This window comes from Klebsiella quasipneumoniae subsp. quasipneumoniae (genome assembly GCF_020525925.1).
In the GTDB taxonomy this organism is placed as follows: domain Bacteria; phylum Pseudomonadota; class Gammaproteobacteria; order Enterobacterales; family Enterobacteriaceae; genus Klebsiella; species Klebsiella quasipneumoniae.
The window spans coordinates 1,171,249-1,189,395 of sequence record NZ_CP084876.1 but is presented as its reverse complement, the minus strand read 5'-3'; the positions used below and the strand labels follow the sequence as shown (position 1 = coordinate 1,189,395).

General features: G+C 61.0%; 17 protein-coding genes. 13 read left to right on the top strand and 4 right to left on the bottom strand.

From position 1 onward, the window contains the following. Nucleotides 1–98: 98 nt before the first annotated feature. Together LGM20_RS05950 and LGM20_RS05945 are read left to right on the top strand one after the other, a co-directional pair. Nucleotides 99–1,220: an FAD-dependent oxidoreductase gene (locus LGM20_RS05950; protein WP_023290721.1), complete on the top strand. Its 1,122-nt coding sequence runs from the start codon at nucleotides 99–101 to the stop codon at nucleotides 1,218–1,220. 204 nt (nucleotides 1,221–1,424) lie between these two features. Beyond that, nucleotides 1,425–2,048, top strand: a complete 624-nt coding sequence (locus LGM20_RS05945) for a hypothetical protein (protein ID WP_044524439.1) — start codon at nucleotides 1,425–1,427, stop codon at nucleotides 2,046–2,048. 194 nt (nucleotides 2,049–2,242) lie between these two features. Here LGM20_RS05945 and LGM20_RS05940 read toward each other — a convergent pair whose 3' ends face one another. Continuing rightward, nucleotides 2,243–3,154, bottom strand: a complete 912-nt coding sequence (locus tag LGM20_RS05940; protein ID WP_002914199.1) for a LysR family transcriptional regulator — start codon at nucleotides 3,152–3,154, stop codon at nucleotides 2,243–2,245. A gap of 115 nt (nucleotides 3,155–3,269) precedes the next feature. Between LGM20_RS05940 and speB the strand changes: the two genes are divergently transcribed. The 9 genes from speB to LGM20_RS05895 all read left to right on the top strand — a co-directional run bounded on the left by speB (nucleotide 3,270) and on the right by LGM20_RS05895 (nucleotide 11,831). Next, nucleotides 3,270–4,220 carry an agmatinase gene (gene speB / locus LGM20_RS05935; protein ID WP_004145693.1) on the top strand — a complete coding sequence of 317 codons (951 nt, stop codon included), beginning with the start codon at nucleotides 3,270–3,272 and terminating at the stop codon, nucleotides 4,218–4,220. A gap of 10 nt (nucleotides 4,221–4,230) precedes the next feature. Next, complete coding sequence (locus tag LGM20_RS05930) at nucleotides 4,231–5,094, top strand: sugar phosphate isomerase/epimerase family protein (protein WP_044524440.1); 864 nt, start codon at nucleotides 4,231–4,233, stop codon at nucleotides 5,092–5,094. After that, on the top strand, nucleotides 5,091–6,158 hold the full coding sequence (locus tag LGM20_RS05925) for an isopenicillin N synthase family dioxygenase (protein WP_044524441.1): 1,068 nt from the start codon (nucleotides 5,091–5,093) through the stop codon (nucleotides 6,156–6,158). Before LGM20_RS05930 ends, LGM20_RS05925 begins: the two co-directional genes overlap by 4 nt. A gap of 19 nt (nucleotides 6,159–6,177) precedes the next feature. Beyond that, nucleotides 6,178–6,981 (top strand): ABC transporter substrate-binding protein, encoded by an 804-nt coding sequence (locus LGM20_RS05920; RefSeq protein WP_044524443.1) that lies wholly within the window; start codon nucleotides 6,178–6,180, stop codon nucleotides 6,979–6,981. Between the two features lie 30 nt (nucleotides 6,982–7,011). Further along, complete coding sequence (locus LGM20_RS05915) at nucleotides 7,012–8,532, top strand: amino acid ABC transporter permease/ATP-binding protein (protein WP_023290727.1); 1,521 nt, start codon at nucleotides 7,012–7,014, stop codon at nucleotides 8,530–8,532. Beyond that, nucleotides 8,533–9,261 carry a class II aldolase/adducin family protein gene (locus tag LGM20_RS05910; RefSeq protein ID WP_032453783.1) on the top strand — a complete coding sequence of 243 codons (729 nt, stop codon included), beginning with the start codon at nucleotides 8,533–8,535 and terminating at the stop codon, nucleotides 9,259–9,261. Between the two features lie 5 nt (nucleotides 9,262–9,266). Next, nucleotides 9,267–10,199 (top strand): 2-hydroxyacid dehydrogenase, encoded by a 933-nt coding sequence (locus LGM20_RS05905; RefSeq protein ID WP_044524446.1) that lies wholly within the window; start codon nucleotides 9,267–9,269, stop codon nucleotides 10,197–10,199. Between the two features lie 60 nt (nucleotides 10,200–10,259). Continuing rightward, on the top strand, nucleotides 10,260–11,054 hold the full coding sequence (locus tag LGM20_RS05900; RefSeq protein WP_044524448.1) for an SDR family NAD(P)-dependent oxidoreductase: 795 nt from the start codon (nucleotides 10,260–10,262) through the stop codon (nucleotides 11,052–11,054). 156 nt (nucleotides 11,055–11,210) lie between these two features. Further along, a complete protein-coding gene (locus LGM20_RS05895; RefSeq protein ID WP_044524449.1) occupies nucleotides 11,211–11,831 on the top strand; it encodes a hypothetical protein in 621 nt (206 codons plus the stop codon). 55 nt (nucleotides 11,832–11,886) lie between these two features. On the opposite strand, the gene LGM20_RS05890 is transcribed toward LGM20_RS05895, so the two are convergent. Continuing rightward, complete coding sequence (locus tag LGM20_RS05890) at nucleotides 11,887–12,711, bottom strand: transporter substrate-binding domain-containing protein (RefSeq protein ID WP_369816809.1); 825 nt, start codon at nucleotides 12,709–12,711, stop codon at nucleotides 11,887–11,889. Nucleotides 12,712–13,203: 492 nt separating this feature from the next. Between LGM20_RS05890 and LGM20_RS05885 the strand changes: the two genes are divergently transcribed. Beyond that, entirely contained in the window at nucleotides 13,204–13,755 is a 552-nt protein-coding gene (locus tag LGM20_RS05885; RefSeq protein WP_044524451.1) for a fimbrial protein, read from the top strand. A 36-nt stretch (nucleotides 13,756–13,791) separates the two neighbouring features. Then, entirely contained in the window at nucleotides 13,792–14,481 is a 690-nt protein-coding gene (locus tag LGM20_RS05880) for a fimbrial biogenesis chaperone (RefSeq protein WP_044524452.1), read from the top strand. Here LGM20_RS05880 and LGM20_RS05875 read toward each other — a convergent pair. Together LGM20_RS05875 and LGM20_RS05870 are read right to left on the bottom strand one after the other, a co-directional pair. Beyond that, on the bottom strand, nucleotides 14,478–15,572 hold the full coding sequence (locus LGM20_RS05875; protein WP_044524453.1) for a fimbrial protein: 1,095 nt from the start codon (nucleotides 15,570–15,572) through the stop codon (nucleotides 14,478–14,480). The genes LGM20_RS05880 and LGM20_RS05875 overlap by 4 nt on opposite strands. Before the next feature lie 7 nt (nucleotides 15,573–15,579). Further along, nucleotides 15,580–18,135, bottom strand: a complete 2,556-nt coding sequence (locus LGM20_RS05870) for a fimbria/pilus outer membrane usher protein (protein ID WP_044524472.1) — start codon at nucleotides 18,133–18,135, stop codon at nucleotides 15,580–15,582. Nucleotides 18,136–18,147: the final 12 nt, after the last annotated feature.

Genomic DNA, 18,147 nt, shown 5'->3' with positions numbered 1-18,147 from the left:
CGTTTTTTGCGATAGCGATCATTCTTTATCGCGATTAGTCAGCGCGCCGCTGGCCTGGTTAACGTCCTCTACTCTGTACCCTGGAGAAAACAGCTACGATGAACATCAATAACGTATTAATCGTTGGCGGCGGCATCGGCGGTCTGTGCACCGCCATCGCCCTCCGCCAGGCCGGCGTCGCCGTCGACGTGGTGGAGATCCAGCCGCAGTGGCGGGTCTACGGCGTCGGTATCATTCAGCAGAACAATGTCGTGCGGGAAATGCAGCGGCTTGGGGTGCTGGAACGCTATCTGGACGCCGCCTGGCCGTTTGACAGCGTCTCAGTGCACACCCTGAGCGGCCACCAGCTGGCCAGCTTTCCCGGCCAGCGGCTGGCGGGTGAACAGTTCCCGGCTAACGTCGGCATCTCCCGCCTGGCCCTGCACAACGTCCTCTGTTCCACCGCCCGGGAGCTGGGGGTCCGACTGACCACTGGCGAGAGTATTGACGCCTTTCGTCAGGTTGACGATGCCGTGGAGGTGAGCTTCAGCCGCGGCGGCCAGGGGCGCTACGATCTGCTGGTAGGCGCCGACGGGATCTACTCCCGGGTGCGCGGCATGCTGTATGGCGAGCGCTATCGTCCCCGCTTTACCGGTCAGGGCGTTTGGCGCTACAACTTTCCGCGTCCGCCGGAGGTGGACCATCTGATGTGCTTTATGGGCGAGAGCTGCAACTGCGGGCTGGTGCCGCTGGGGGAAGATCTGATGTATCTGTTTATCACCTCCCACGAAGCGGATAACCCCCGCTACGCCCGCGACCAGCTGGCGGCAGAGATGCGCCGCCGTCTGCCGCCCGGCGCGGGGTTACCGGGGAGCCTGCGCGAGCATATCGTTAACAACGACGAGGTCGTCTATAAGCCGCTGGAGGAGCTATTCGTCGACGATCCCTGGTATCAGGGACGTGTCGTACTGGTGGGCGACGCGGTTCACGCTACCACCCCGCACCTCGGTCAGGGGGCGGGCATGGCGATTGAGGATGCCATCGTGCTGCGCGAAGCGCTGCAGCAGACCGACAGCGTCGCAGCCGCGCTGGCGCATTTTGACGCCCGCCGCCGGCCGCGCTGTCAGCAGATCTGGGCCGCCTCGCTGCAGGTGGGCGAGAGCGAGATCCACCGCGATCGCCATTTTGACCGCCAGCGGGCGATCGGCGATATGATGACCCTGACGGCGAGACCGATATAAACGCCGCCCCCTCCGCCGGCCAGGCCGGCGGAGTATTCTCTTGTTCATTAGTCGACACGACCGCCCTCTCCCCTCTTTCACCAGACGCTCACCTTTCGCCATGGAAAATATACCGGCGTGCCTCGTGATATTTGACACCCCTCCATCATGATGGCTAAGGTATATTTCAGCCCGCCCCGTTATCATGGAAAGGAAAATACGGAGATGAATATTATTCCGACTGAGATCTTAAAATATGCTATCGCTATTATCCCGCTGATTATTCAAATTTTTGCCGTGCGTTCTGGCTGGGTATTCCCTAAAGATAAAATATTCACCTCGCGCAAAAACATCAGTGAGTTCGCCGCTGCGCTGCATAAAAACAGCGACGACCCTAATCTGCAACGGATCGCGTACGAATATGGTATCGCCGCGCTGACCAAAGATAAAAACCTGACCATGGAACAAAGAAAAATACTGTTGAAATGCAAAAATCCGGTCAGCGATATTGATAATTACAGCAAATGCCAGCATTTAATTTCCGTCAATAATGAAAAGCGGATATTCAAATGGAAAAAGCCGGGCTATCGCTTCTGGCTCTATCGCAAATGCGTCGAAGTCATCAGTCTGGCGCTCTATTTTATTGGCGGCTTCTTAACGGCTTTGCCTTTCCTGTATGAAGGCCTCGCCAGCCCGGCGGTGATTGAGCGGATTAATCATTTATCCCGTCTGCAAAAATTCTGTATGGCAAGTTATCTGTTCGCCTGCGGGGTTTGTCTGGCGCTGATCTGCCTGCATAAACTCTCCACCCTCTCGATCGCGGAAAAAACCATCAAAGCGAATCGCTAACCCGCCCACCGCCCGGCGACCTGTCCACATCAGCGGCCCCTAACCCTGTGGATAACCTGGAGGCAGTTGCCCGGCAGCCCCAGCACAAGCGGGCTACCGGCCGCCGTTCATTTTTTGAACAGAAAAACACCCCCGCCGGACCGCGCGCTGAGCGCGAACCCCGCCACCACGGCGGAGGGAAGCGCCCGCCCCGCTTAATAATTCCACTTCGGCCGCGCCACCGTGTTTTTCTTCAGCAGATCGCGGAACGCTTTCAGATAGGGTTCATTACTGCGCCCGCGCTTACAGATGGCCGAGAACGGCGACTGAAAGCCAAACTCGTTGGGCAACAGCACCCGCAGGCGGTTCTCTTTGATCCACGGCCAGGCGTAATGCTCCGGCAGATAGCCAATATATTTCCCCGAGAGGATCAGCAGCAGCTGGGCGTCGACGGTCTCAACGGTGGCGCTGCCTTTGCTGAAGCCCCGGCGGCGGAGATCGCTGGTGTTCCAGTAGCTGCGGGTCACCAGCGGACACTGGCTGATCTGCTCTTTATCGAGCTGGCGGCTGAAGAACATCGGGTGCAGATCGCTGCAATAGAGCCAGTGCTGCTCGCGATACAGCGGCTCGCTGATGATGTTATGCACCTGCGAGTTGTAGCTGCCGATTGCCAGGTCGATATGGTTGTTCAGCACCCCGTTCAGTTGCTCCGCCGGGGTGCGAATAATCAGTTTGATATGCACATGGGGAAATTTGTCGCTGAAGCTGCGCAAGACCACCGGCAGCGAGAGCGCCGTTTCGGTCTCGATGGAGTCGAGCGTCGAAATGCACAGGGTGCCGCTGTGCTCCCCTTTGAGCAGGGCCGACTGCCGCTCCAGCTCATTGAGTTCGCTCAGCACGCGGATCGCCTGCTGTAAAAACTGCTGTCCTTTTTCCGTTAAGGAAAAGCCGCCGCGCCCACGCTGACAGAGGGTGAAGCCGAGCTGCCCCTCCAGTTGCGACATCGCATTGCTGATAGCGGAGACCGAAATGCCCAGCTCCTGCTGGGCCCGGCTGTAGCTCTCCAGGCGGGCCACCGCCTCGAAAACCTGCAGCTGACGAATATTGAGGCTGGCGTCGTGATGCATCGTATTTAGTTCACCAATAAATGAACTGAGTATTTACGCCAGACGATGTAAAGTCCAGCGCGGGTTGCGCACTATCTCTCCTGTTACGTTTCATCCGTCAGATTCAGGAGCAGACATGGATAACCTCTTTCACCAACCGCAGGGTGGCAATGAGATGCCACGCTTCGCCGGCCGCGCCACGATGATGCGCCTGCCGTTTATCGAAGATTTACAGGGACTTGATGCGGCATTTGTCGGCATTCCGCTGGATATCGGCACCTCGCAGCGCTCAGGCACGCGCTACGGACCGCGCTATATTCGCGCCGAATCGGTGATGATCCGTCCGTACAATATGGCGACCGGCGCCGCGCCGTTCGACTCGCTGTCGGTAGCCGACATCGGCGATGTGCCGATCAATACCTACAGTTTGCTCAAATCGGTGCAAATTATTGAAGATTACTACACCGGTTTGAATAGTTATCCGCTGATCCCCCTCACCCTCGGCGGGGACCACACCATTACCCTGCCCATCCTGCGGGCGCTGACCAAAAAACATGGGCCGGTGGGGCTCATCCACGTCGACGCCCATACCGACACCAATGATGAGATGTTCGGTGAGAAAATCGCCCACGGCACCACCTTCCGCCGCGCCGTTGAGGAGGGACTACTCGACCTCAAGCGGGTGGTGCAGATTGGCCAGCGCGCCCAGGGCTATGCCGCCGGGGACTTCCAGTGGGGCGTCGACCAGGGCTTTCGCCTGGTGCAGGCGGAGCAGTGCTGGCATACCTCGCTGGCGCCGCTGATGGCCGAAGTCCGCCAGCAGATGGGCGACGGGCCGGTGTATCTCAGCTTTGATATCGACAGCCTCGATCCTATCTGGGCCCCGGGAACCGGGACGCCGGAAGTCGGCGGCCTGACCTCCATTCAGGCGCTGGAGATCGTCCGCGGCTGCCGCGGCCTGAACCTGATTGGCGCCGATCTGGTTGAAGTCTCGCCCCCCTATGACGTGAGCGGTAATACCTCCCAGCTGGCGGCCAACCTGCTGTACGAGATGCTCTGCGTCCTGCCCGGCGTGAAGTACGCCTGAGGAAGCCGCCATGGAGCTGAAATGCTTTCGCACCCTCTGGGGAGTGACGACCCCCTGGCCGCAAACGCTGGATGAACTGCAGCGCGTCGGCTGCTGCGGTATCGAAGCCCGCGTCCCGTTAACGGCGGAGGAGCGGCGGCAGCTCGCCGACCGCCTGCAGGCGTCGGGGCTAGAGTATATCGCCATTCTCTTCAGCGGCGGCGGGGTGCTCCCCGCTCAGCATGAAACGCCGGAGCAGCATCTGGCGCGCCTGCGGATCCGCTTCGCCGAGGCCAGCGGCCTCAACCCGCGCTTTGTCAATCTGCTGGCGGGCAACGATCGCTGGCCGCTGGCGCAGCAGGTCGATTTTCTCGGCAAGGCGCACGAGCTGGCCGCCGGGTTTGGGTTGACCTGCAGCTTTGAAACCCATCGCGCCACCTCGCTGTACAGCCCGTGGCTCACCCTGGAGATCATTCAGCAGCTCCCCCAGCTGCGCTTTACCGCCGACATCAGCCACTGGGTGGTGGTCAGCGAGCGCCTGCTGGATGACCCCTGCGATGACTTCAGCGCCTTTATCGACCGCGTGCATCACGTGCAGGCCCGGGTGGGCTACGACCAGGGGCCGCAGGTGCCGCACCCGGCGGCGCCGGAGTATCAGCCGGCGCTGGCCTTTGCCGAGCGCTTCTGGGAGCAAATCTGGCATTCGCAGCGCCGGCGCGGCTACCCGCAGACCACCCTGACGCCGGAGTTTGGCGCCGACGGCTATCTGCACCATCTGCCGTTCACCAACGTTCCGGTGGCCGACCTCTGGTCGCTCAACGCCTGGATGGCCGCGCGCCAGCAGCCCCACTTTCAGCAGTTTTTAACGCTCACTGAACAGGAACCGCAGCCATGACCGCCGTGAAGCACGCTTTTACTGAACTCCCGACCATCGATATCCGCGATCTGGCCGGCGACGATCTCGCCAGGCGCCAGGCGGTGGCCGACGCCATCGGCCGCGCGGCGCTCGAGGTGGGCTTTTTCTACATCACCGGCCACGGCATCGACCCGGCGCTGATCGCCGGCGTCCGCGAGGCGGCGAAGCAGATCTTCGCCCTGCCGATGGCGGAGAAGATGAACTATTACATCGGCCGCTCCAAAAGCCATAAGGGCTACGTCCCGGAAGGAGAAGAGATCTACGGCGCCGGCAAGCCGGACCATAAAGAGGCCTTCGATATTGGCTTCCAGGCGGCGGACGACCATCCGCTGGTGCTCGCCGGTACGCCGCTGATCGGCGCCAACGAGTGGCCCGACCTGCCGGATTTCCGCGCGCGGGTGCTGGCCTACTACGACGCGGTCTTCGCCCTCGGCCACCGCCTGTTCGACGCTTTCGCCCTCGCGCTCGGTCTGCCGGAAGGGTATTTCAAACCGATGGTGACCTGCCCGCCGGCCAAGCTGCGGCTCATCCATTACCCGTTCGACGCCAGCGTCGAAGATGTTCCCGGAATTGGTGCACACACCGACTATGAGTGCTTCACCCTGCTGCTCGCCGACCAGCCCGGGCTTGAAGTCCTCAATGAAGAAAGCGTGTGGATCGACGCGCCTCCCGTCACGAACGCCGCCGGAGAAGAGGCGTTCGTGATCAATATCGGCGACATGCTGGAAGTGCTCAGCGCTGGCACATTTGTTGCTACAGCCCACCGGGTGCGCAAAGTGCCGCAGGAGCGGTACTCCTTCCCGCTGTTTTTCGCCTGCGATTACCACACGCTGATCCGCCCGCTGCCGACCTTTCTCGCCGCCGGCGAAGCCAGCGAATATCAGGAGCTGAGCATCGGCGAGCATATGTGGAGCCAGGCGCTGCAAACCTATCGCTATCTGCGCGAGAAGGTCAATCGCGGCGAGCTCCAGCTGCCGGCGCGCGCGCGCGGCACCCATACCTTTGGCCATCTGAAAAAACAGGCACAGCAAAAAAAACCCTAACCACCCGTGAGGATCCATGATGACTAGCACCCTGAAAAAAATCTCGCGCCGCGTCGCGCTTACCCTCGCCGTCAGCGCCTGTTTCTCCTCTGTCACCCAGGCGGCGGAACTGCTGACCGAGGGCGTCTTTAAGGTGGGGATGGAGGTCACCTACCCGCCGTTTGAGTCCTATGACAGCCATAACAATATCGTCGGTCTCGACCCGGAGTTCGCGACGCTGATTGCCGAGCATCTGCAGGCCAAACCGCAGCTGATCGACACCAAGTTCACCAGCCTGATCCTCGGCATCGGCAAGAAATATGATGCGGTGATCTCCGGGATGTACGTGACGCCGGAGCGCCAGAAACAGGCCGACGCCATCCCTTACGCCCTCTCCGGCGCGTCGATCATCGCCCTGAAGGGCGGCGCGGCGCAGCCGAAAACCGAAGATGAGCTGTGCGGCGTGAAGGTCGGTCTGCAGGCAGGCACCACCTGGGTGACCAGCCTGAAAAAACACTCCGATGAGTGGTGCCTGAAAAACGGCAAACCGGCCATCACTATTCAGGAGTTCCCGACGGCGCCGGAAGCCTCCCAGGCGCTGCTGTCGAAGAACATCGACGCCCAGCTTGAGATAGCCCCGGCGGCGCAGATTATCGTCGATAAGAGCCGCGGTCGCCTGGGGATAAGCTCGACGCGCCTCGTCTACCCGCTGCCGCTGGGGATCTATGTCGCCAAAGGCAACACCGAGCTGGCGGAGGCGATCAAGGCCACCCTCGCCACGCTCAAAGCCAACGGCAAATATGCCGCGCTGATCAAAAAATACAACTTAGAAAGCATCGATTAAGACAATAAGCACTGCGCAACAGGAGTCAGTATGGCGTTCGATTGGGGATACTTTTTTTCATTATTTAGCATTGGGGCATTCTGGCAGGCGTGCGTGACGGTTATCGTGATCAGCACCTTGTCCTGGGGGATCGGCCTGGTGGTCGGTTTTCTGCTAGCCTGCGCGAAGCTCTCGGCGCCGCGCTGGATCAAGATCCCCGTCGAACTCTATATCTGGTTTTTCCGCAGCGTGCCGCTGATGGTGCTGCTGGTGTTTGTCTACAACCTGCCGCAGCTGTTTCCGCTGACCCAGCCGCTGCTCGGGGTGCCGTTTATCGCCGGGCTGGTGTCGATGACCGTCACCGAAGCGGCCTATATGGCGGAGATCCATCGCGGCGGGCTGTTGTCGGTGGCCAAAGGGCAAAGCGAGGCGGGCCATGCGCTGAGCTTCAGCTTTATCGGCATCCAGCGGCTGATTGTTATTCCTCAGGCGTTTCGCATCTCGTTGCCGACGCTGATCAATGAATACATCACCATCATTAAGCTGAGCTCGATTTTATCGGTAGTCTCCTTACCCGAGCTGCTGCTCACCGGCCAGCGCTTGTATGCGCAAAATTTCCTCGTGATGGAGACGCTGCTGGCGGTGGCGGTGTACTACGTCATGGTGGTTACCGTCTTCACCTGGCTGTTCCGGGCGCTGGAGAATAGCCTCGATATTCAGCGCAAGCGTCCGCAAACGCTCAGCGAGGCGGAATGCCAGGCGCTGCGCCAGAGCCTGCCGGCGATGACGGAAGCGATCAACACCCCGGCCGTCAACGGCGCGCCGCCGGCGCTGGATCTGCGGGGCATCCGCAAATCCTGGGGCCAGCATGAGGTGCTGAAAGGCATCGACCTGCAGGTAGATAACGGGGAGGTGATCAGCATCATCGGCCCGTCCGGCTCCGGCAAAACAACCCTGATCCGCACCATCAACGCCCTCGAAAGCATTGATGGCGGGGAGATCATTCTCTACGGCGAGGACTATCTGAAAGGCGGAGCCATCGTCGATAAGCGCCAGATGCGCGCCGGGGTGCGGCGCATCGGCATGGTCTTCCAGAGCTTCAACCTGTTCCCCCACCGCACGGTGCTCGACAACGTGATGCTGGCCCCGCGCTACCACCAGCTGCTGGATCAGCCGGTCGCCCGCGAGCAGGCCCTGGCGCTGCTCGACCGCGTCGGTCTGCTGGCCCATGCCCACAAGTACCCCGGACAGCTCTCCGGCGGCCAGCAGCAGCGCGTGGCGATCGCCCGGGCGCTGGCGCTGAAGCCGGACATCATGCTGTTTGACGAACCGACCTCGGCGCTGGATCCCGAGCTGGTGGGCGAGGTGCTGAAGGTTATTCAGTCGCTGGCCCGCGAAGGTATGACCATGCTGATTGTCACCCACGAGATGGACTTCGCCCTGTCGATTTCCGACCGCGTGGTGCTGATGGAGAACGGCGTGGTGCAGGCCGACATCGCCCCGCAGGTGATCCGCAGCCCGCTGGAGGCCCCTTCTCTGCAACGAATCCGTGAATTTATGGGAGTGCACTAAATGGCAACTGAGCAACACCTGCGCCAGCAGCTGGCCGCCGCCTACCGTCTGGCGGCGCTGTTCGGCTGGGAGGATACCCTCTACACCCACTTCTCCGTGCGCCTGCCCGGCGACGGCGAGCCGCGCTTTTTAATTAATCCCTTCGGCATGATGTTTGATGAGGTCACCGCCAGCAATCTGATCGTGGTGGATATGCAGGGCAAGGTCGTAGAGGGCGAGGCGCCGGCTAACTCGGCGGGCTTCACCATCCACAGCGCGGTGCATATGGCCCGGGAAGACGCCCACTGCGTGATCCACACCCACACCCTGCCGGGGATGGCGGTGGCCGCCTGCGAGGACGGCCTGCTGCAGCTCAACCAGATCAGCACCGAGTTTTACCAGCGCGTCGGCTACCACCCCTATGAAGGGGTGGCCTTTGACCTCGACGAACGGGCGCGCATTCAGCGCTCGCTGGGGAATAATATCGCCATGATCCTGCAGAGCCACGGCCTGCTGTCGGTGGGCCGTACCGTGGCTGACGCCTTTTACATCATGTTCTACCTCAATCGTGCCTGCGAGATCCAGATGGCCGCCGCCCAGCTGGCGGCCCTCAGCCCGATCCACACCATCGCCCCGCACCTCAGCCAGCACGCCTGCGAGCAGCTGATGGGCGTGGAGCATGAACGTCAACAGGTCTGGCAGGCGTGGTTGCGCCGTCTTGACCGTCTCGATACTTCTTACAAAGACTAACGCCTATGTCCGATATCACTATCGTGGTGGATTGTAACGACGCGGATTTCGCCCGCGATATCTGCGCCGCCCTGCAGCAGTTTCCCGACGTCACCGCGCTCCTGCCCCATCACCAGGCGGCGCGCGACGCGCAGTACGCCAGCTGCTGGTTCCCTAGCCCGCAGCTGTTGACCCGCTCGCCAGGGCTGAAGCTGATCCAGGCCGCGTCCGCCGGGGTCGATCATCTGCCGCCCGCGCTGTTCGCCAGCGATATCCCGCTGTGCCGGGTGATCGATGAGGACTTTCGTCACGGCATGTTCGAATATGCCCTGTGGGGCGTGCTGTGGTTCCAGCGTTATTTTGACCGGGCGCTGGCCCACCAGCGGACCCAAACCTGGAAGCTCTATCCCCAGCGCGCCGCCGCCGACTTCCATATCGGCATTATGGGCCTCGGCGAAATTGGCGGCTATATCGCCGACCAGCTGGCCCGCCTTGGCTATCGGGTCTCCGGCTGGTCGCGCAGTGAGAAGCAGCTGGCTGGCGTCACCTGCTACCGCGGCGAGGAGGCGCTCGATAGCTTCCTCGGGTCGCTTGACGGGCTGATTAACCTCCTGCCGCTCACCGCGCAGACCCGGGGTATTCTCGCCGCGCCGCTCTTCAGCCGGCTTCCCGCCGGGGCGGTGTTAATCAACTGCGGGCGTGGAGAGCATATGGTCAATGAGGATGTGCTGGCGGCGCTGGAGAGCGGCCAGCTCGCCGGAGCGGTGCTCGACGTCTTCCCGCAGGAGCCATTGCCGGCGGACGATCCGCTGTGGCGCCATCCGCAGGTGGTGATCACCCCGCATATGGCCTCTGCGGCCCCCGCCGAGGTGATCGCCCGCCAGCTGCTGGAGAACATTCAGCGCCAGCGTCGCGGGCTGCCGCTCAAAAACCTGGTCAATAAGCACGCCGGTTACTGATCCCTACCGATACCGCCGCTGCTACGCTTAATGGGAGATCCACAACCAGAAGGCAGGAACATGAAGATTGATTTATCGGGGAAAGTCGCGCTGGTCACCGCCTCCACGGCGGGTATTGGCTTTGCTATCGCCAAAGGCCTGGCGGAGAGCGGCGCAGAGATCATCCTTAACGGGCGCAGCGAGCAGAGTGTGAACGCCGCGATCGCCCGCTTGCAAAATGAGGTGCCGGGGGCGAAAGCGCGCCCCGCCGTCGCCGACCTCAGCGGCGCCGACGGCGCGGCACATCTGCTGCAGGCCGTGACCGGCGTCGATATTCTGGTCAATAACGCCGGGATCTACGGCCCGCAGGATTTTTACGCCACCGATGACGCGACCTGGGAAAACTACTGGCAGACCAACGTCATGTCCGGCGTGCGCCTGTCGCGGGGGCTGCTGCCGGCGATGGTCAGTAAAGGCTGGGGGCGGGTGGTGTTTATCTCCTCGGAATCGGCGCGCAATATCCCGGCGGATATGATCCACTATGGCGTCACCAAGACCGCCCAGCTGTCGCTGGCCCGCGGCCTGGCGAAATATGTCGCCGGCAGCGGAGTGACCGTTAACAGCGTTCTGCCGGGGCCGACGATTTCCGACGGCTTTGCCGAAATGCTGAAAGACGAAGTGGCGAAAACCGGCCAGTCGCTGGAGGAACTGGCGAAAGCGTTTGTCATGACCCATCGTCCGAGTTCGGTGATCCAGCGGGCGGCCTCGGTGGAAGAGGTCGCCAATATGGTGGTATACGTCTGCTCGCCGCAGGCGTCGGCCACCTCCGGCGCCGCGCTGCGCGTTGACGGCGGCGTGGTGGATGATATTCTCTGACGTCCTCTCATTCAGGGGAGTCCCCCTCCCCTGTCGTCTTTCCCGGCGCTAAAAAGCGCAAAACGTTAAAAAACAGCCGCAAAGTCGCACAAAGTGAACAGGAACATGTATTCCCAAAACTTATGATATTTGTTTTAAATATAAGTTGTGGTGTTAATGTCTCTGTTACGAAGCTTGCTTTTCTTTCTCGGCGCGGCGGTCGCGGCCGCCATCGCGGTACTCTGCCTGTGGGTGGATATTCGGGTATTTGGCAACGACATCCCGGAGGTGTCGCTCACCGAAGTGGTTCAGGAGAGCGTGCTGGCCGTCATCGTGCTGGTTCATCTTCTGCTGGCGCGCAAATATGCCCACCTGCGCTATAGCAATATCCTCATCGGCGGCTTCTTCCTCGCCATGCTGATCCGCGAACTGGATGGCCTGTTTGATTTACTCTCCCATGGCAGCTGGGTGTGGTTTGCCCTGCTGGCTACCGCAGGGTCCCTGCTGATGCCGCTGCGCCATTTGCGCCAGACCCTGTCGCAGCTGGCGGATTATACCCGCACCCCGTATTACGGGATGATGATCAGCGGCCTGCTGGCGATTCTGGTCTTCTCGCGGCTGTTCGGTATGCACGGCCTGTGGTACGCCGTGCTGGATGAGAACTACGCTCGGGTGGTGAAAAATACGGTGGAGGAAGGCAGCGAGTCGTTTGGCTATATGCTGTGCCTGACCGCCACCCTCGGCTACTCCTGCTACTTCCGCGACCTGGCGCGACAGACGCTGTCGCCGCAGCGCTGACCGCGGCCGACAACCACCGCCGGACGCGCCCGTCGGCGGTGGGGCGCCTCAGCGCTTAACCGCGAATTTTCCACTTCCGTTTGAGAACCTCTTTATCCTGGCTATCCAGCCACTGGTTCACTTTCTCCAGCAGCGCCGGATTATCTTTACTCATCATATACACCTTGTCGCTGGCGGTGCCGGCGAACGGCGTCTCGTTGGCGACGCAGAACACGCCGGGCTCTTTGCTCTGGTAATAGTCGCCTTCGATCAGATCGGTCACCATCATATCGGCCGTTTTCTGCCGCAGCGCCTCCAGGTTATCGACGTTGTTCTTCACGCGAATGATCTGCGCCTGCTTAATATGCTCATCGACAAAGCTCTGGTTGGTGCCGCCAGGGTTGACGACCACCTTCACCTCCGGACGGTCTATCTTCGCCAGCGATCCAAGCCGGGGGGCGGCCTGACAGTTGGCTAAGGCGATTTTACCGTTCGCCACCACCGGGTGGCTGAGGGCGAACTCCTTCGCCCGCGCCGGGGTCTGCGTCACGCCGCCCATCGCAATATCAAACTTGTCCGCCTGCAGATCGGCGGCGAGCGCCGGCCAGCTGGTGTAGACGAAGCTCACCTTCAGCCCCAGCGTGCGCCCGAGATCGCGGGCCATGTCCACGTCATAGCCCTGCAGCTCGCCGGCGGCATTGCGAAACGCTAGCGGGGCGTAGTCGCCCGGCACGCCGACCTTCAGTTCACCGCTGCGCTCGATGGTTTGCATATCGCGCGCCTGGGCGCCACAGGTCATTATCGCCAGCGTCAGCGCCAGCCCCACCGTCAGTTTCATCTCGCCATCCTTTTTGTTATCGGGTTTTCGCGCCGGGGTGGCCGGCCGCTTCTCAGTCAACATCATCCGCAGCGCGTAACAGGGAATTCATCCTATTTTTAAACATCGGGACATACAACCCGACGATCGGGTTGCCGATCGCAAATCTGAAAACGAAACAGGGCTATCGCCCGGTGAATGATTTCTCATCCGCCGGGCGTAGCTTTACGCCAGCGATCGTATTTTCCAGACTGACGCCGTGCCGAATTAAGCACAAAAAACAGCAGCAAGAGCGAAGTAACCAATTGAATTAATGAATAATTTATTTAAATACACGATATTTCGCGTTCAGACATCGACAACTACCGTCTTATTTACTCCAGCATTCCTCCACAGTACTATCCCGGAAAACGCAGGTAATAAATAACAACCATATATTAATTCCAGGCGACAATATATTTGCCAAATAAATGAATTAATAAAAAACATGCCCGATTAAAGTCATTTTGTGCCGTATCTGACCCGCAAAATAATGACCCTGGCGCCAGGTTTACCGGCACGACAGGAGGAATGAACATGAAAATAACCACCCTGGGTCTGGCGATGCTCTTCGTCGGACTGGCCGCCGGCCCGGTTTACGCGGCAGACGGCACGCTAAATTTCATCGGCAGGGTCGTGAACGGCGCCTGCAAACTCGAAGGGGCGGGCAATAACGGGGTCATCGACATCAGCATGGGCGATATTCCGCTGTCGAGACTGAAAAACAGCCAGTCGGGTACCGGGCCAGCGGTCGGCGTCGATATTCGCGTCAAAGATTGCGAGAAAGGCACCTACTACATTGTGGTGGATGGCCCCTCTCCCACCGCCACGCCTGAAAATCATGTGCTGGCCCTCAACGATAGCGGTAAGCCGGCCGGCAGCGTGGGTATTCTGCTCACCGACCGTACGGGGACGCCGCTCGGCCTCGATGCACACCTCGATCCACAGCACGATCCCCGCATTGAGATCCCGGTGGACGGCGGCTCCGGCACCTTCAGTCTGAAAGCCTTCTATTACACCTGGGATAAAGCCCACGTACTCCCCGGTGACGGCAACGCAACGGCCCGGTTTACCATTATGCAGGAATAGCTTCCCGGTCAGGGATGAGACGTAAAGGGAGCGAAGATGAAAATACAGCTGGCTGTGCTGTTTAGCGCCATGACCTTTCAGGCCTGCGCCGGGATCACCATCGATGCCACGCGGGTGGTCTACTCAGGAAAAGACAAAGCCGCCACCCTGAACATTCATAACCGCAGCCGCACACCTTATAAAGTGCAGATCTGGCTGGACGCCGGGCTCAACAGGTCGCGCGTCGGCCTGCCGATGGTGGCGACCCCGCCGCTGGTCTATTTATCCCCCCAGCAAACCGCCCAGCTGCGCTTTATCTATCTCGGCGGCGGGCTCCCCGCCGATCGGGAAAGCCTGTACTGGGTCAATATTCAGGAGAATCCGCCGCCGTCAGACGGTAACCATACGCTGCAGTTTATCGTCCGCACCCGCCTGAAGCTCTTTTATCGTCCTCCCGCCATCGCCACCACCCTCGCCAGAGAGGTGCGAAAGCTGCAGTGGCAGCAGAGCGGCAATAACCTGCGCTTAACTAACTCAGGCCCACTGCATATCACCCTGGTCAACGGGGCGCTGATCGATAATAAAGGCCACATTTCGCCGATGAGAAACGTGATGCTCCGGCCGTACAGCAGCTATACCGTGTCAACGACCGACAGCGCTCGCCTGTACAAGCTGAACTATATCGACGATGACGGCGCGGTGGTGGCGATCCCCCTTCAGGCGGCCTATGCTCCGGCCCCACGCTAGTTATACTCGAGGGCGAAGGTCACCATGCTGTCGGCTGTGCCCGCCGTCACCGTGGCGTCAGTTTGCACATACTGGGCGTTAAAATTAATGGCCTCAGCCGTGCCGGCGTTACTGCCGGTTACCCTTTTCAGGATCGGCAAGTTGCTGGCCTCATTGATTTTAACGCTGGTGCCATCGGACACTGCCGCGCCGGGGTTATTGCCGTAGGTCAGCTTCACGCCGACGCCGCTGGCGCTGTTGCTGGCCTTGCTTAGCGCCAGGGTATCACTCTCCACGCTGACGCCGAAAAAGCCGATGCGCACATCGGTCGGCGACGGACAGAACACCGGGATCGAAAAGCGCTTCGCCTGGCCGCCGGTGCTCCCTTGACCGTGAAACTCCGCCCGGTTTACCGTGCCCAGACTGACCTGGATCGTTGAGGTCGCCACCTGGCAGCTGCCGCTGCTGCCAATGTCCACGTTCAGGGCGGCGATATCAATGCTGACCGGCGCGCTGGCGACAAAGCCGGCGTTTCCGTTGGCCTGCTGTTCAATGGTCACCTCCCCTACCTGCGGCAGCGGCGACGAGTTGGTATGCGTCCCGTCCGCCAGCTTTACCGTACCGGTCTTATAGAAGGTTACCGCGATCCTGACCGTCGTCTGCTGCTGCGTCATGAGCGCCGGGAGCATCGTGCTGTCGCAGACCACCACCGACTCGCCGCCAGCGGAGTGGCTGCCGTCGATAGCGCGCATCGGGCCGCCGGCGCACTGGAAGCTAAGCGAGTAGCCGATGCCGTCGATGGCGCTGGGGTAGACGTGCTGTCCGTTAATCACCACCGGCGAGCCGCCGGTTTTCAGCTGTTTGTAGACAATGCGTTTGGCGCTCGCCGTCGGCAGCTGCAGGTCGCAGGAAAAGGGGATCCCGCTGCCGTTATCCGCCATCGCGCTGGTCATCTGGGTATTGACCGGCAGCGTGGGCAAATACTTGATATTGGGAATATTGACGGTGGTCTGGCCGATATTCGCGCGGCAGTTTTCAGCCCGCGCGCCGGGAAGATAGCCGCTCAACGCCAGCAAAAAGAGAAAAGGAAGTAGACGAAAAACAGATTTCATAGCCGCCTCAGCGTGACTGGCACAGCCCGGAGACGGTTTTCACCGTATTCAGACTCTGCTGTGGGTTATCCGCAAGATGAAAATGCATCGTGCAACTCTGCGACTGGTTATTGACGACCCAGCTCACCGCCAGGGTTCCCTCCTGCGGCACGCCGCTGAGGTACACCTGACCGCCGTCGGCTACCATGCCGCCCGGCGCATTGCCGCCCTCCTCCGTCCCGACCAACCGTGCGCTGGCGCCAAAGGGTAACGGCCCCTGCGCATTGCGCAGGGTAAATAGCACCCGGTTGCCTATGCGGGTCCGGTAGTTGGCCATCACCACCGCGCCGCCGCCGGGGATCACCGTCTGACCCTGCTGGTCGACGTCGGTATCATCCGCCATCGACTCCGTGTCGAGGGTAATGACATTTTTCCGGTAGGTGGTCAGAGACGGCACCACGGCATAGCCGCGCCAGTCGGTGTGCACATTGTTGCCGTTTTGCACCGCCACGCCGGCAGCCCCCGGCGCGCGGACGATGGCGAAGCTCTCGCCCACCGTCTGACCGAAGGTCACGCCGTGCGGATGCGCGACCACCGAGCCGGCGCCTCCCCAGGTCAGCTGATTACTGGCGGTGTCATGGCGATAGCCGAGCTGCGCGTTGCCGAAGCCGCCGTGGTAGTCCAGGGCGACGCTGCTGTTGGTGCCCCGCTCCTGGTTGCCGTAGCCCTGCTGAACCGAGTAGAACAGATTCGGCCGCGTCGGCACCGCGCCATACAGCGACACCTGCTGCGAGGTATAGCCATTGCTGTCCGAGGTGGTGTTGTAGCTCACCGCGCTGTCGGACAGTGGACCGCCCAGCGGAATATTGATATTGAAAGACCAGGAGCGGTCATTTTTTTGCTGGCCGCTGGCGCGGGTGTAGTAATAGCCCACGCCCCAGGAGATCCCTTTCCAGGCGCTGTAGAACCCGAGATGCACCGTCTCATCCCGACTCTGCCGGTGCCAGTATTCCTGCGACCAGGCGGAAACCGCCAGACTGCCCAGACCGCCGAGGCGTTGTGACACCGACACTTCCTCCCGGCGGCGCCGGTTGTCCACCTGCCCCTGCGCGCTTTCGAGGGCGCTGGCTTCGGCAAAATCGTAATAGCCGCTGGAGGAGTAGCGATAGCTGGCGAGGCTGAACGTGGTGCCCGAGCTGACGAAATCTTTCTGATACTGAGCGCGCAGCGAATGGCCCGCATAGCGCTTGCCCGACGGCGTACGGGTGACGGCCTGAGTGACGTCGCCTCCCAGCGAACCGAACTCGCCAAAGCCGCGGCCCAGGCCCAGCGCCCACGACTGATAGTCCTGGGCCAGCTGCGTGCCGCCGTAGAGGGTAAATCCCGCCGACAGACCATAGAACAGGGTGCCCTGCAGGAATTCCGGCGAGCGCACCGAATCCGCCCCGGAGTGGTAGCGACCAGCGCTGAGGCTGAATTTGCCGCGCCCTTCGCGCAGCATATACGGCACGGCGGAATAGGGCTGGGTAAAGGTGCGCACCGAACCATTGCTCTCGGTCACCTTCACCTCCAGATCGCCGCTCTGCGAGGTGGGATAAAGATCGCTGATGGCGAACGCCCCCGGCGACACGAAGGTTTCGTAGATCACATACCCGTGCTGGGAGACGGTCACTTTGGCATTGCTGTGCGCCACGCCGCGGATGGTAGGGGCAAAGCCGCGCTGGCTGTCCGGGAGCATCTCATCGTCAGACATCAGTTGGACGCCGCGAAACGGGATGCTGTCAAACACATCGCCGGTGGTGTAAGTATCGCCGATCCGCAGCAGACTCTTCAGCGAGCGGACGTCGCGCTGCAGCCAGGTGCTCTGTGAATCCCAGTGCCGGCGCTGCTGGTCGTACTGCATTGAGGAGATATTGCGCAGCCGCCAGGCGCCCAGGTTCACGCCGCTGCGTAAATTGAGATAGTTTGAGCGGCTGCTCTCCCCTTCATCGGCATTCTTTATCTGCGCGCCGGAAAAATAGTAATCGACAAACGCGGCCGGCACGCCATCGTCCCAGCGCGAGGGATCGACATAGCCGCGGCTTTGCACGTTCATCGCCGCCTGGGGAATGCTCAGCGTCAGGCGCTGGTTAGCGAAGGTGAAGCGGCTGCTGGCGTCGGGAATAAACTTCTCGATCCGGGTGAAGGTCTCACCTTCATGCAGCGTTTGAAAAGCCGGAAACGCGCTGACGTTGACCCCATAATCCGCCAGCTGCCCGGGCGTCAGCACCGGCTGCAGCTGTCCGCCATCGTCAACAAAGGTGATATTGGCCTGGCCCAGCTCCTGGTCGTTAACCACCACGGTGACAGGATAAGTCCCCGGCTGCTGCCCGCCGGGTTTGGCGAAGTAGTGCAGATCGGAGGTTTGCTGCTGCGGGTCGGCAAACTCCAGCGCCGCCGGATCAAAATAGTCGTCGGCCAGCGCCCGGCTCAGCGGGCTGAGACAACACATCATCGTCGGCAGCGTCGCCAGCGCCAGCGCCCGTCCGGCGGTGACGGGCAACGCGGCATACTCCCGCACCCTGGCTGTTGTTATTCTTTTCATGCTGGCGCCGTC

Coding starts and splice junctions, on each gene's coding strand:
- LGM20_RS05950 (WP_023290721.1), top strand. CDS start 99: ATGAACATCAATAACGTATTAATCGTTGGCGGCGGCATCGGCGGTCTG.
- LGM20_RS05945 (WP_044524439.1), top strand. CDS start 1,425: ATGAATATTATTCCGACTGAGATCTTAAAATATGCTATCGCTATTATC.
- LGM20_RS05940 (WP_002914199.1), bottom strand. CDS start 3,154: ATGCATCACGACGCCAGCCTCAATATTCGTCAGCTGCAGGTTTTCGAG.
- speB (WP_004145693.1), top strand. CDS start 3,270: ATGGATAACCTCTTTCACCAACCGCAGGGTGGCAATGAGATGCCACGC.
- LGM20_RS05930 (WP_044524440.1), top strand. CDS start 4,231: ATGGAGCTGAAATGCTTTCGCACCCTCTGGGGAGTGACGACCCCCTGG.
- LGM20_RS05925 (WP_044524441.1), top strand. CDS start 5,091: ATGACCGCCGTGAAGCACGCTTTTACTGAACTCCCGACCATCGATATC.
- LGM20_RS05920 (WP_044524443.1), top strand. CDS start 6,178: ATGACTAGCACCCTGAAAAAAATCTCGCGCCGCGTCGCGCTTACCCTC.
- LGM20_RS05915 (WP_023290727.1), top strand. CDS start 7,012: ATGGCGTTCGATTGGGGATACTTTTTTTCATTATTTAGCATTGGGGCA.
- LGM20_RS05910 (WP_032453783.1), top strand. CDS start 8,533: ATGGCAACTGAGCAACACCTGCGCCAGCAGCTGGCCGCCGCCTACCGT.
- LGM20_RS05905 (WP_044524446.1), top strand. CDS start 9,267: ATGTCCGATATCACTATCGTGGTGGATTGTAACGACGCGGATTTCGCC.
- LGM20_RS05900 (WP_044524448.1), top strand. CDS start 10,260: ATGAAGATTGATTTATCGGGGAAAGTCGCGCTGGTCACCGCCTCCACG.
- LGM20_RS05895 (WP_044524449.1), top strand. CDS start 11,211: ATGTCTCTGTTACGAAGCTTGCTTTTCTTTCTCGGCGCGGCGGTCGCG.
- LGM20_RS05890 (WP_369816809.1), bottom strand. CDS start 12,711: ATGTTGACTGAGAAGCGGCCGGCCACCCCGGCGCGAAAACCCGATAAC.
- LGM20_RS05885 (WP_044524451.1), top strand. CDS start 13,204: ATGAAAATAACCACCCTGGGTCTGGCGATGCTCTTCGTCGGACTGGCC.
- LGM20_RS05880 (WP_044524452.1), top strand. CDS start 13,792: ATGAAAATACAGCTGGCTGTGCTGTTTAGCGCCATGACCTTTCAGGCC.
- LGM20_RS05875 (WP_044524453.1), bottom strand. CDS start 15,572: ATGAAATCTGTTTTTCGTCTACTTCCTTTTCTCTTTTTGCTGGCGTTG.
- LGM20_RS05870 (WP_044524472.1), bottom strand. CDS start 18,135: ATGAAAAGAATAACAACAGCCAGGGTGCGGGAGTATGCCGCGTTGCCC.